Origin of the sequence: Hallella sp. (assembly GCF_037460745.1) — a bacterium.
GTDB lineage: Bacteria > Bacteroidota > Bacteroidia > Bacteroidales > Bacteroidaceae > Prevotella > Prevotella faecis.
Map to the genome: position 1 here is coordinate 20,305 of NZ_JAXVAE010000063.1, position 13,026 is coordinate 33,330.

The following is a 13,026-nucleotide window of genomic DNA, read 5'->3' on the forward strand; positions in this document are numbered from 1 at the left end:
TAACTTTATTGTGTATTAAACCATAAAGTATTCTTCCAATGCTTTTCCTGCGTTTCCGTCCCTGTTATTGATATCCTCAATGATGCGGCCCGTTTCCATAAGCGCTACGCGTGAACTTATTTCCACGGTATGCTGCAGGTTGTGGCTACTTATCAGGATAGTGGCCTGGGATGATGCATGGTAGCTCAAGAGCAGTTTCTTCAAGATATTCTGTCCTGATGGATCGAGAAAGTTGAATGGTTCGTCGAGGATCAGCAACTCCGGTTTCGTAAACATGGCGGCAATGATGCCAACCTTTTGCTTGTTGCCAGCACTGAAATCGCGTATGAGCTTTTTCTGTCCGAATATCTCTCCATGTGTGAATGCAAGGAAAGGAGCCATCGGACTTTCTGGGTCGTCGATGTGTTTCCAATCGATACGTTTAGCCCCATTGGCCTTGGCTATGAAGTCGATATACTCCTCAGGGGTAAGAAAATCGATAAGGAAGCTGTCGTCGATATAAGCTCCTGTTAGCGGCTTCCAGTTTTCGGAAGAGGCTGGGTCGATGACAGTGGTTTCGTCGTTGTCGGCAATCGAAGCAGATGGCGTGAACAACACTCGTCCCTCCTCTGCTTTCAGTAAATCGAGCATGAGGCGGAACAGTGTTGTTTTTCCTGCGCCATTGTTTCCCACTAGTCCAAGTATGTCACCATGGTTAATTTGAAACTGTTGAATGTCTACAGCAGTCTTGTCACCAAAGACTTTCTTTAATGATTGGATGTCTATTTTCATGATGTTATGGATTTGTGGTTTGCCGTTAATACGCTTTATCTCAGTCCTCTGCCGTGGCAGTTCTTGAACTTCTTTCCGCTACCACAAGGGCATGGATCGTTGGGGCGAGGCATCTTGTCACGAACGATGGGCTGGTGGTGAACCTGCTGTGCCGGCTCACGCGTGTCTTGGCTTGCAGCCTGACGCTGAGCCTGTTCCACCTCGTCGAGGTCGGTCTTCTGCTCTTGATAGCGTTGTGCGTGTTGCTCGGGCTGTGCCTCGCGCACCTCTTCCTGCTGCATCATGGGGATTTGGCCGCGCATGAGGAAACTGGCGATACGGTCGTTCATCTCGTCGATCATCTCATCCCAGATCTTAGCGCTCTCCAGTTTGAAGATCAGCAACGGATCCTTCTGCTCGTATGAGGCGTTTTGCACACTGTGGCGCAATTCGTCGAGCTTGCGGAGGTTCTCTTTCCAATCATCATCGATGATGTGGAGCATAACAAACTTCTCAAACTCCTTGACAATGTTCTTACCTTCGGTTTCGTAGGCCTCCTTCAGGTTAACGCGCAACTGCACGACCTGACGACCATCGGTGATGGGGACGAGGATGAACTCGTACATCTGACCTTGATTCTCGTATACCTGTTGGATAACAGGGTAAGCATCGCTTTGGATGCGATCGGTCTTGCGCTTGAAGGCAGCCATGGCTTCCTGGAATGCGCGCTCCTCCAAATCGGCCTTGTTGGCATTGTCGAACTCCTCTTCGGTGAAAGGCACCTCCATTGACAACACTTTCAGGAAGCCTTCCTTCGTACCCTCGTAGTCGTTCTTCTCGATGATGCTCACCACACGATCCCAAATGACATTGGCGATGTCCATGCCGATGCGTTCGCCCATGAGTGCGTGGCGACGCTTCTCATAGATAACAGTACGCTGCTTGTTCATCACGTCGTCGTACTCAAGGAGGTGTTTACGGATGCCGAAGTTGTTCTCCTCGACTTTCTTCTGGGCGCGCTCAATGCTCTTTGAGATCATAGAGCTCTCGATACGCTCGCCGTCCTCGAATCCCAAGCGGTCCATTACTTTGGCGATGCGCTCAGAACCGAACTTACGCATGAGGTCGTCCTCGAGTGAAACGTAGAACACAGAAGAACCAGGGTCGCCCTGACGTCCAGCACGTCCACGCAACTGACGGTCGACGCGACGGCTCTCATGACGAGTGGTGCCGATGATAGCCAAGCCACCTGCAGCCTTCACCTCGTCAGACAACTTGATGTCGGTACCACGACCGGCCATGTTGGTTGCGATGGTTACAGCGCCAAGCATACGCTCCTCCTGATGCTTGTTGCCGTCTTCGTCGGTAATGGTTACCATGCCTTTGGTGCTGCGACCAGCCTCAGCAACGATCTGTGCCTCCTTCTGGTGGAGTTTGGCGTTAAGCACCTGATGGGGGATGTTGCGCATGCGAAGCATCTTCGACAGAAGCTCGGAAATTTCCACGGAGGTGGTACCTACCAAGCAGGGGCGGCCAGAGTTGCGCATTTCCTCAATCTCTTCGATGACGGCGCGGTATTTCTCGCGGTTTGTCTTGTAAACGCGATCGTCCATGTCGTTACGTGCGATAGGACGGTTGGTGGGAATTTCAACCACGTCGAGCTTGTAGATATCCCAAAACTCGCCAGCCTCTGTGCTTGCTGTACCAGTCATACCAGCCAGCTTGTGGTACATGCGGAAATAGTTTTGCAGAGTGATGGTGGCAAATGTCTGTGTGGCAGCTTCAACCTTGACGTGCTCCTTGGCCTCAACGGCTTGGTGTAAGCCTTCGCTCCATCGACGGCCTTCCATGATACGGCCTGTCTGCTCATCAACGATTTTCACCTGTCCATCCATAACGACATACTCATCGTCCTTGTTGAACATGGTGTAAGCCTTGAGCAACTGTTGCAGCGTGTGTACGCGATCGCTTTGCACAGCGTAGTGGTTGAGCAGATCGTCCTTTTTGTCGAGGCGTTCCTGGTCGCTCAGAGAGGTCTCGGCCTCCAATGCTGAGAGTTGTGAGGCAATGTCGGGAAGCACGAAGAGGTCCTTGTCGTTGACCTGCTTGGCCAGCCATTCTGTACCTTTGTCGGTAAGGTCGGCTGAGTTGAGCTTTTCATCGACAACAAAGTAAAGGGGAGCCACAGCCTTGGGCATCAGGCGGTTGTTGTTCTCCATGTAGGTCTCTTCGGTCTTTTGCAATCCCGTCTTGATGCCGTCCTCTGAGAGGTATTTAATGAGGGCCTTGTTCTTAGGCAGAGCCTTGTAAGAGCGGAAGAGGCTAAGGAAACCTTCCTCCAACAATTGCTGCGATTTGTTCTTATCTTGCTCCTTGCGGCCTTCAGTAATTTTTTGGCGAGCTTCTGCCAACAACTCGGTTGCCTGTTTGCGCTGTACCTCATAGAGCTTTTCTACCAATGGTTGATACTCCTCGTACATCTGGTCGTCGCCCTTGGGGATAGGGCCAGAGATGATAAGCGGAGTACGGGCGTCATCGATCAACACAGAGTCGACCTCGTCGACGATGGCGAAGTTGTGACGGCGCTGCACAAGATCGTTGGGTGAGAGTGCCATGTTGTCGCGCAGGTAGTCGAAACCAAACTCATTGTTGGTACCGAATGTAATATCGGCCTGATAGGCCTTGCGGCGCTCAGGCGAGTTGGGCTGATGCTTGTCGATGCAGTCGACTGAGAGTCCATGGAACTCGTAGAGAGGGCCCATCCACTCGGAGTCACGCTTGGCGAGGTAGTCGTTGACCGTCACCATGTGAACACCGTTTCCTGTGAGGGCGTTGAGGAACACGGGCAACGTGGCGACGAGGGTCTTACCTTCACCTGTGGCCATCTCGGCAATCTTGCCTTGGTGCAAGGCAATGCCACCGAATATTTGTACATCGTAGTGGACCATGTCCCATTTGATCTTGTTGCCGCCAGCTGTCCACTCGTTATGGTAGATGGCCTTGTCGCCATCGATGGTGACAAAGTCGTTGGCTGGGTTGGCGGCCAACTCGCGGTCGAAGTCGGTGGCGGTAACGATGGTGTCGGCGTTCTCCTTGAAACGGCGAGCCGTGTCCTTCACGATGCTGTATGCCACAGGCATTACTTCGTTAAGAGCCTTCTCGAGAGCGTCAAGCATCTCCTTGTCTTGTTTGTCGATCTCGTCGAAGATGGGCTCGCGCTCATCGATGGGAGTGTCTTCGATCTTTGCCTTCAGTTCCGCAATCTTTTCGCGGTAGGGCTTTCCGGCGCCTTGTACGTAGGCTTGGATCTCTTTAGACTTGGCACGCAGTTCGTCGTTGCTCAGCTTCTGGATGTCGGGATAGACAGACTTCACCTTTTCCACCAAGGGTTGGATGAGCTTCATGTCTCGTGTTGACTTGTCGCCAAACAATGACTTTAAAATCTTGTTGAAATTCATTATGTATTGTTTTTTTTGTTTTCTTTCTCATGTGCAAAATTACGAATTATATTCCGTAATATACACTAAATAGCGGGTTTAATTGTAGTTTGTGCCCTAATTATTGACAATCTTCCCATTAACAATAGCTCCCGTTCGTATTTAGTTGGACGCTTTGTGGTAATTCGGAAGATGTCAACCTTGCGACTCGATGGTTGTCGATTCGCAAGGTTGGGCAAAATTGTGAAGAATGGCACTTGATGTTTTAACGAGGAAATGGTCAAAACAAAGGTGCCGATGTGCATGCGTTCGGAGCTCGTATGCGGATGGCCTTGGCTACCGTTGGGGCAATGCGATCGGTAGTGACAGCTGTTGGTACGCGCTGGGGAGCAACCTCTGAACCCATGAAGATGATGGGGAATGGCACAAAGCCTGCGCGGCTCGTGAATGTTTCTTGAGTGTCTTCGTTGAGCAATTTCCATCCAGGGGCTACATCGATAATGATATCGCCACTGAGAGTTGCGTTGAAGCCATTGCGGATCTTAATGATGTCGTTGTTGCCCGCCAACAATCTCTCGCTGGTGTAGACGTCCGCTACGCCTGCGTTTTGCATAAGAAACTCTTGGCTGCGGGTTAACATTTCCGACATGCCCACGCGCTTTTGCTCGATGAGCTTATGGTTCAGGTACATCTGGTTGCCGTAACACTGCTCCACGTATCGGCCTTGGCCATAGATGGCACTTAGGTACATATTGAGCAGCGAGGCAGTGCGGTTTATGTAGAACGTGCCTGTTGGAATGCGATATTGGGTTACATTGGTGGCCGTCTCGTCGGTGTAACCTGTAGAGGTGACAACAAAGAGCACCCTGTCAAGACTTATCTGTTTCTCGACACCGCTTATAAGTCGTTCTAATGACTTGTCGAGTTGCATATAGACGCTCTCCATCTCTGTCTGCCAATGTGTCACAGGGGTCTTGTCGGCCTTTGTGGCAGAGAGATTGACAAACAGCATGTCAGATACGTCGTCCCTTCCCATGGCAGTCTGTGTGATGGCGTTCAGGGATGCGTCAATGACGTCGTTGTTAGTAAAACTGGTGTTGGTGGGGTGTTTTGGGTGCAAGCGGTTATGTGCCCTAACCCATTCTGGCAAAGTGTTGCTGTAATACGAAGACCCTTGCCATTCGCCATTTTTGTCCATCCAAAAAGCACCGTTGGCTGCATGTCCGCCTGACAAAATGGCAGATTCGCGATCGGCCGCAAACGAATATACGATTGCAGCGCCATTGGAATTGACTTTTAACTCGTCGCCAATGGTTGATGTCTTGAGTCGGTCGGCCGAAGTGAAATATCTTGAATCGTCAACGCAAAACACGGGGTGCAGGGTCTCACGGTCGAGCCATCGGCTGCTGATAATGCCATTATAAAACGGGAAAGTGCCTGTGGATAACGATGCGGTTGCAGACGCTTTGTCGACGGGAGAAAATGGATAGCTGGCTCCGTCGTAGACAAGTCCCTCGTTGAGCATTCGGCGGAAGCCGCCTTGCGAATAGAGTGGGGCGAAGGCTTCCATATAATCAGTGCGCAACTGGTCAATGGTGACATTCACGACCAATCGCGGTGCAAGCTGGAAAGCTTGCATCTCGGCTGTGGTGAGTGCTGCGAGTAAAAATGCTATGTATCTCATGCGGGTTGCTTGCCTTTTGTGCGTAATGTTTTTATATTGATAATACATCTTACCATCAAAGTTAATGCCAAAATGTTCATGCCCTCTGCATAATCCTGAAAAATATTGCCTAAAAGGAACAAAATCAAGCATGCTAAAAGTACTATCCAATACCAGTGGCATAGTCCTTTAATCTGCTGACGTATAATGGAATAGGCGAATATGATAGACAATGGGTTCAGGAGCAATATCTGTAAGTTGAGATTTACTGTAGGGTGTTGCGAAAAAACCATGGCGAACAAGATCAAACCTGCCAATCCGTCGGTTGTCAATAGTGTGGCGTCGATAAACCAAAATGGCTTTTTTCGTTTGAGTTCCAGCAATGCCAACACGAATATCAGCAGTGCTATTGTGCTGAAAATCATGATTGGACTGATGTCGTCCCATATGTCGTTGCTCGTATCTGTATAGGAGGGGTAAGGCTGCAGCACAGTGTAGGTGGAGTCGACCAATAGGCGGTGTGTGCCATTGGGGGCTACTATCACGGCGTGGTCGAAGTCTTTGCGAAGCGTGTCGGGTAGAAATTGCTGTTGCGTGCGAGTAGTGTGCGCGTCTGCCTTAACACCTAAAAGCAGGTCGTTGCCCATTTGCGACCATCGGTGTTTTCCCGTCCATTGATGTGTCATCTGACGATAGGACGGGGATACTGCGTTGTTGGTGTCATATGTCACACGCCCGTCTATGTTGTTGACAAGAATGTCGCGTGCTCGGGTGGTGCAGTTGTCGTAAAAATAATTGTATCTGTAAACGCGGTTTGCCGGCTTGTAGTTGTTGTTTAGTGCATCGGCAATAGCTTCTTTTTCCTTTGTTGTTAGATTGAGGCGTTGGCCAATTACGCCACGCCCATTACGTGCATATTCCTGCAGGAAAAACGCAAAAGGTTCGATGCCCATTTCGTAGTCGGTAATCCCGAATACAAACCGAGCGATAAAATTCTTTTGGTTGAAGTTGAACATGCCGTAATTGATAGCCAAGTCCACGTCGTGGGCTGGGTCTTGGAAACGGATGGCGGTGTGCCCATACAAACTCCAAACCTGACTTCCTGGCGAGCAAGTGAGCAGGCTAATGGTGATGTCGTCGGCTGCTGTTTGTCGCGCCGACTCGTTGGTGACTTGCGTTTGTGCGTAGGTTGTTAACGAACTTAAAACGACCAAACAAATAGTTATGAAAAAGTCTTTGAAACGTTTCATGATGCAAAAATACCTTATTATTTTCACTTAACCTGCTTTTATATCGTTTTTTTTCAATACTTTTGCAGTTGAATTATAAATAACGTGAAAGAAAAAGGACTTGATCCGTACTTTTTATGAAGAGAAAACATATATCGGCAGCTGTTGTGATGGCCATGTTCTGTGGTGGCGCTTATGCCCAAAGTGGCACAAATTCTCCCTATAGCCAGTATGGACTGGGCATATTATCCGACCAGACGGCAGGATTCAATCGTGGAATGAACGGATTGGGGCTCGGCTTTCATGAGCATAACCAAATCAACTTTTCCAACCCGGCTTCTTATTCGGCATTAGACAGCCTTACTTTTATCTTTGACGCTGGTTTGAGCGGGCAGTTGACGAACTTTAAGGAAGGTGGCAACAAGAAGAACGCGCAAAATGCGGATTTTGAATATGTTGTCGCGGGCTTTAGGGCTTTCAAACATGTGGGTGTTAGCTTTGGATTGATTCCGTTCACGAATGTGGGCTATTCTTATTCGTTGACTCAAAAGGTGGGAGACGATAACAACACTGTGGCTACTAATAGCTATAGTGGAAATGGCGGCATCCATCAGGTTTATCTTGGTGTTGGATGGCAACCCGTGAGAGGTTTGTCGGTTGGTGTTAATGGAAGTTATATCTACGGAGAGTACACGAAGACCGTCGTGAATAGTTATAGCGATGGCTATGCCAACTCGTTGACCAAGAACTACACGGCTGATGTGAGAAGCTACAAGGTTGATTTCGGATTGCAATATACGGCCCGTTTGACAAAGAAGGACCAACTGACATTGGGTCTCACTTATGGCTTGGGGCATAAGATTGGCGGTAAGCCTACTATGGAGATTATTTCTAACAATGCACAGACTGGCGTTGCAGACACAACCCGTTTCCCAAAGGTTGGACAGGCTGATTTGGAACTCGAACTTCCGACAACTTACGGAGCCGGCTTGATGTATGACCATAACAATGCCATCAAGGTGGGCCTTGACTATACTCTTCAGAAGTGGGGCAGTGTAAAGACTCCTTTTTATGAGACATCGGGGGCTACTATGAACGATTATTCGATGAAAGCCGGCTTCTATAAAGACCGTCATAAGTTTACTCTGGGTGCTGAGATATGCCCTCAAGAGTATGGAATGAGGTTCTTGCAGCGTGTTCATTATCGTGCTGGAGTGTCATATGCCACACCTTATTATATTATTAATGGGCAGGATGGCCCCAAAGAAATGAGTGCCAGCATTGGTTTTGGCTTTCCGATTGTCAACAAGTGGAATAACCGTTCCATCCTTAATATTAGTTGCCAATGGGTTCAACAGACAGCTAAGAACTACATTACTGACAATACGTTCCGTATTAATGTCGGCCTGACGTTCAATGAGCGTTGGTTTGCAAAGTGGAAGGTGAAGTAATCGTTTGTCTGCAATCATGATGAGAGGACTGTTTAAACAGAAATTGTTTTGCCTCTTGGCTTTGCCATGGGTGGTGTCGTTTGTGCTGACCTCGTGCGATCAACCTGTGGAGCATACGGCGGGCGCGATTAGTGATCGCGATTCTGTGCCTATGATGGTAAGTTATGGAGTTAACACGCTGATTTCCGATTCGGGTGTCATTAAGTATCGTATTGTGACCGAACGCTGGGAAGTCAATCAGAACAAAAAGCCCTCTCGGTGGTATTTCGACAAGGGACTCTTCTTGGAACAGTTTGATGAGAAATTCCATGTAGAGGCTTATATCCAGTGCGACACGGCATATTATTATGATCAGCAGAGGCTTTGGGAGCTTCGCTCTCGTGTGCGCATCCTGACTAAGGATGGCTTGCGCTTTTCCAGTGAGCAGTTGTTTTGGGATGAAATTAGGCAGGAATTGTATTCTTATACCTTCTCGCGTCTTGTCACTCCAGAACGCACGTTACAGGGTACCTATTTCCGCTCTGATGAAAGGATGTCTAAGTACTATGTATCAAACTCTAAGGGTTCGTTCGACAGGGAAGACGTTGGTGGCTCAGGGCAGTCGACTACCGACTCGGCTCGAAAGTCGCAGGATTCTTTGTTGATGAAGCAGCGTGGACAGATGTTGCCATATCGCAACAATTAATTGGCGTGGCTTAACAAAGAAATCCCTTTTAAGGGGCAATCATAATAAATAAATGGCTGTATCGTAACAATATAATTCTAACGCTACTATTTTGGAACAGACAGTTGATATATCACTGATTATAGAAATCCTTGTAACGATGGTCTTCAGTGCCTTTTTCTCGGGCATGGAGATTGCTTTCGTTTCCAGCAACAGAATGTTGGCGGAGATGGATAAGGAGAAAAACGGCATTTCGCAAAGGCTTATCTCGTTCTTTTATCGTCACCCTAATGGTTTTGTGTCAACGATGTTGGTGGGCAATAACATAGTACTTGTCATCTATGGTATTCTGTTTGCCGATATTTTCGACAACACATTGTTTAAGCCTTTCGATCCTGCTACGCGTGTCATTCTTGATACGGTGTTTTCCACTATCGTTGTGCTGTTCACAGGCGAGTTCTTGCCTAAGACATTTTTCAAGAGCAGCCCTAACCTGTTACTCGCTCTGTTTGCTCCTTTGGCTTTTGTCTTTTACGTCATTTTGTGGCCTATTAGCAAGTTCGCCACATTCCTTTCGCGTTTACAGTTGCGTATGTTTGGTATCAAGGTGACCGATGAGGATGACGGGGAAGGCTTTACAAAGGTCGACCTCGATTATCTTGTGCAATCATCCATCGACAGCGCTCCAAACGACGAGGCTGTTGATAATGAGGTGAAGATCTTTCAAAACGCCCTCGATTTCCCTGATACGAAGGTGCGTGACTGTATGATTCCTCGAACGGAAATCAATGCGGTTGATATGGATGACTGCACTTTGGAACAGTTAAAGCAGAAGTTTGTGGAAAGCGGTAATTCCAAAATTATTGTTTATAAGTCAGACATTGACCATATAACGGGCTACATTCATAGTTCGGAGATGTTCCATAACCCGAAGCGTTGGCAAGATAATGTTCGCACATTACCATTTGTGCCTGAGACCATGCCTGCACAGCGATTGATGAAAATCTTCTTGCAACAGAAAAAGAGTTTGGGTGTTGTTGTCGATGAGTTTGGTGGTACCAGCGGCATCGTTTCATTGGAAGATATTGTGGAGGAAATTTTCGGTGACATTCAGGATGAGCACGATACGGATAATTACGTGGCTAAACAATTGGAGGATGGTGATTACCTTCTTTCGGCACGCTTGGAGATCGACAAGATCAACGAAATGTTCGACGTGAATCTTCCTGAGGGCGATGAGTATATGACGTTGGGTGGTTTGATTCTGCATGAATATCGCAGTTTCCCGAAGTTGAACGAAGACGTGAAGATTGGGAAATTCAACTTCAAGATCATCAAGAACACTATGACGAAAATAGAACTCGTACGCTTACACATCGACACATGACGCTGTAACAGTCACGTTAAAAGCGCTATATCATTCATTTTCTTGGTGAAAAGTTGCCGTGTTTGCTAAATAATTAGTAAATTTGTACGCTTTTTGTTATGCAGAGGGCAACCATAAACCTTACGAGAATAAAAACAATAAAATAAAACAATAAAAACAAATGGCAGCATTAGGAAAAATCAGAAGCAGAGGCATTACGCTGATAGTTATTATCGGCTTGGGCCTTTTTGCTTTTATTGCCGAGGAGGCTTTCCGTTCTTGCGAGTCGACTCGCAACAACCAACGCCAGCAGATCGGTGAAGTGTTAGGTGAAAAAATCAATTATGAGGAATTCGCCAAGCTCGTAGAAGAGGTTCAGCAGGCCATGAAGATGCAGGGTCAGGAAAACCTCAACGACGACCAAATGAACCAGGTTCGCGATCAGGTGTGGCAGAACTACATTCAGTACAAGATCGTGGAAAATGAGTGCAAGAAGCTGGGTCTCACTGTTACTGACCAAGAGATGCAGGATGTTCTCAATCAGGGAACTAACCAGATGCTTCTTTCTACTCCTTTCGTGAACCGTCAGACGGGTCGTTTCGATGCAAATCAGCTCAAGCAGTTCTTAGCTCAGTATAAGGGCGCTCAGGCCAACATGAATCCTCAGGTGGCAGAGCAGATGCAGACGGTTTATAAGTATTGGGTGTTCATCGAGAAGTCACTTCGTCAGCAGCTTCTCATTCAGAAGTACAATGGTCTTTTGGCTCACTGCTTCTTGTCGAACCCTGTTGAGGCCAAGATGAGTTTCAATGATGAGACAGAGGAAAGCCAGATCCAGTTGGCTGCTTATCCTTACTCGAAAATTTCAGATTCTCAGGTTAAGGTTTCTGATAGTGACTTGAAGGCTAAGTACGATGAACTGAAGCCACGTTTCCAACAGTTTGTTGAGACTCGCGATATTCGTTATGTTGACGTTCAGATTACAGCATCTGCCGCAGACCGTGCTGAGCTCATGAAGGAGTTCAAAGGTTATGCCGCTTCATTGGCAGAGGCAGCTGACCCCACAGAAGTTGTTCGTAAGTCTACTTCGTCGGTAGCATATTTGGGTCTTCCCCTTACTAAGGGTGCTTATCCCATGGATGTTGCTGCTCGTTTGGACTCTATGTCTGTTGGTCAGACCTACGGTCCAGTTGCTAACGCGCAAGACAATACTCTGAACGTCATCAAGCTGGTTGCTAAGCAGCAGCTTCCCGATTCTGTCCAGTTCCGCGCCATTCAGGTTGGTGGCACCACAGCAGAAGAGGCTCACACACGTGCCGATTCCATTGTCAATGCTTTGAATGCTGGTGCCGACTTTGCAGCCATTGCTAAGAAGTATGGTCAGGAAGGTCAGGAGCAGTGGCTCACCTCTCGCATGTACGAGTCTTCTAACACGATGGATAAGGATACGAAGAACTATCTTAACACGTTGCTCACTTCTGGTGTGAAGGAAGTGAAGAACATTGAGATGACACAGGGTAATATGATCGTTCAGGTACTTGATCGAAAGAATATGGTTGATAAGTATACCGCAGCTGTGGTAAAGAAGACCATCGACTATTCTAAGGAAACCCGTGGAGCTATTTTCAATAAGTTCAGCTCATTCGCAAGTGCTAACCAGACAGCAGACGCTATTGCCAAGAACGCCGTAAAGAGTGGCTATCGCGTGCAGGAAGCAAAGGATATCGCAACTACCCAGCACAATTTGGTGGGCATTCGCTCAACACGCGATGCAATGAAATGGCTCTTCGACGCTGACGAGAACGATGTTTCTAAGATGTACGAGTGTGGTAACAATGGCGACCATCTCTTGATTGTCATTCTCGATAAGATTCATCCTGTAGGCTATCGTGGTCTCGATGATGCTCAGGTTAAGGAGATTGTCAAGCAGGAGGTTATCCGAGATAAGAAAGCCGAGCAGTTGATGGCTAAGGCCAAGGGGGCTACGAGCATCGCCGCAGCAAAGGCCAAGGGTGCCCAGATCTCCACTGTTAACCAGGTTACCTTCGCTGCTCCTGTCTTCGTTCAGGCTACTGGCGCAAGCGAGCCCGCTCTGAGTGGTGCTGTTTCTGCTACAAAGGCAGGCGCATTCTGCTCTCATCCCGTAAAGGGCTTGGCTGGTGTTTACCAGTTCCAGGTAGTGAAGCGTGCTAAGAACGCTGCTACATACAATGAGCAGCAGCAGGAGATGAAGCTTCGCCAGAAGGCTATGCAGTATGCAGGCAACTATATGAACGAGTTGTATGTCAATGCGAAGGTTGTGGATAATCGTTATCTCTTCTTCTAATAGTTGACATCTTACATTAAATATTCAAGCGCAAGGTTAATAGCCTTGCGCTTTTTTTATGTTCAATCGTTAGTTCTTATAGTAGCGTAACTATTCAGCGAAAGGGCATGGCGGGGTATCAAGCCTCAAATAAGGCTTGA

At 47.8% G+C, this 13,026-nt stretch carries 8 protein-coding genes; 4 read left to right on the plus strand and 4 right to left on the minus strand.

From position 1 onward, the window contains the following. Window positions 1-15: 15 nt before the first annotated feature. The 4 genes from WKK33_RS02565 to WKK33_RS02580 all read right to left on the minus strand — a co-directional run bounded on the left by WKK33_RS02565 (window position 16) and on the right by WKK33_RS02580 (window position 7,100). Window positions 16-771 carry an ABC transporter ATP-binding protein gene (locus WKK33_RS02565; RefSeq protein WP_337932334.1) on the minus strand — a complete coding sequence of 252 codons (756 nt, stop codon included), beginning with the start codon at window positions 769-771 and terminating at the stop codon, window positions 16-18. Window positions 772-806: 35 nt separating this feature from the next. Further along, on the minus strand, window positions 807-4,208 hold the full coding sequence (secA, locus tag WKK33_RS02570) for a preprotein translocase subunit SecA (protein WP_337468278.1): 3,402 nt from the start codon (window positions 4,206-4,208) through the stop codon (window positions 807-809). Window positions 4,209-4,467: 259 nt separating this feature from the next. Then, window positions 4,468-5,871 carry an alkaline phosphatase family protein gene (locus WKK33_RS02575; RefSeq protein ID WP_337569015.1) on the minus strand — a complete coding sequence of 468 codons (1,404 nt, stop codon included), beginning with the start codon at window positions 5,869-5,871 and terminating at the stop codon, window positions 4,468-4,470. Beyond that, entirely contained in the window at window positions 5,868-7,100 is a 1,233-nt protein-coding gene (locus WKK33_RS02580; protein WP_337932336.1) for a DUF4105 domain-containing protein, read from the minus strand. Before WKK33_RS02580 ends, WKK33_RS02575 begins: the two co-directional genes overlap by 4 nt. Window positions 7,101-7,216: 116 nt before the next feature. Here WKK33_RS02580 and WKK33_RS02585 point away from each other — a divergent pair, with 116 nt between their 5' ends. The 4 genes from WKK33_RS02585 (at window position 7,217) to WKK33_RS02600 (ending at window position 12,886) form a co-directional block, all read left to right on the plus strand. After that, entirely contained in the window at window positions 7,217-8,530 is a 1,314-nt protein-coding gene (locus WKK33_RS02585; protein ID WP_337569012.1) for a hypothetical protein, read from the plus strand. Between the two features lie 16 nt (window positions 8,531-8,546). Beyond that, window positions 8,547-9,215 carry an LPS export ABC transporter periplasmic protein LptC gene (lptC, locus tag WKK33_RS02590; protein ID WP_215759121.1) on the plus strand — a complete coding sequence of 223 codons (669 nt, stop codon included), beginning with the start codon at window positions 8,547-8,549 and terminating at the stop codon, window positions 9,213-9,215. Between the two features lie 139 nt (window positions 9,216-9,354). Continuing rightward, complete coding sequence (locus WKK33_RS02595) at window positions 9,355-10,581, plus strand: hemolysin family protein (protein WP_215759190.1); 1,227 nt, start codon at window positions 9,355-9,357, stop codon at window positions 10,579-10,581. Between the two features lie 160 nt (window positions 10,582-10,741). Then, window positions 10,742-12,886: a peptidylprolyl isomerase gene (locus WKK33_RS02600; RefSeq protein ID WP_337932338.1), complete on the plus strand. Its 2,145-nt coding sequence runs from the start codon at window positions 10,742-10,744 to the stop codon at window positions 12,884-12,886. Window positions 12,887-13,026: the final 140 nt, after the last annotated feature.

Excerpts from the sequence above, each read along its gene's own strand:
- WKK33_RS02565 (WP_337932334.1), bottom strand. The coding sequence starts at position 771 with ATGAAAATAGACATCCAATCATTAAAGAAAGTCTTTGGTGACAAGACT.
- secA (WP_337468278.1), bottom strand. The coding sequence starts at position 4,208 with ATGAATTTCAACAAGATTTTAAAGTCATTGTTTGGCGACAAGTCAACA.
- WKK33_RS02575 (WP_337569015.1), bottom strand. The coding sequence starts at position 5,871 with ATGAGATACATAGCATTTTTACTCGCAGCACTCACCACAGCCGAGATG.
- WKK33_RS02580 (WP_337932336.1), bottom strand. The coding sequence starts at position 7,100 with ATGAAACGTTTCAAAGACTTTTTCATAACTATTTGTTTGGTCGTTTTA.
- WKK33_RS02585 (WP_337569012.1), top strand. The coding sequence starts at position 7,217 with ATGAAGAGAAAACATATATCGGCAGCTGTTGTGATGGCCATGTTCTGT.
- lptC (WP_215759121.1), top strand. The coding sequence starts at position 8,547 with ATGATGAGAGGACTGTTTAAACAGAAATTGTTTTGCCTCTTGGCTTTG.
- WKK33_RS02595 (WP_215759190.1), top strand. The coding sequence starts at position 9,355 with ATGGTCTTCAGTGCCTTTTTCTCGGGCATGGAGATTGCTTTCGTTTCC.
- WKK33_RS02600 (WP_337932338.1), top strand. The coding sequence starts at position 10,742 with ATGGCAGCATTAGGAAAAATCAGAAGCAGAGGCATTACGCTGATAGTT.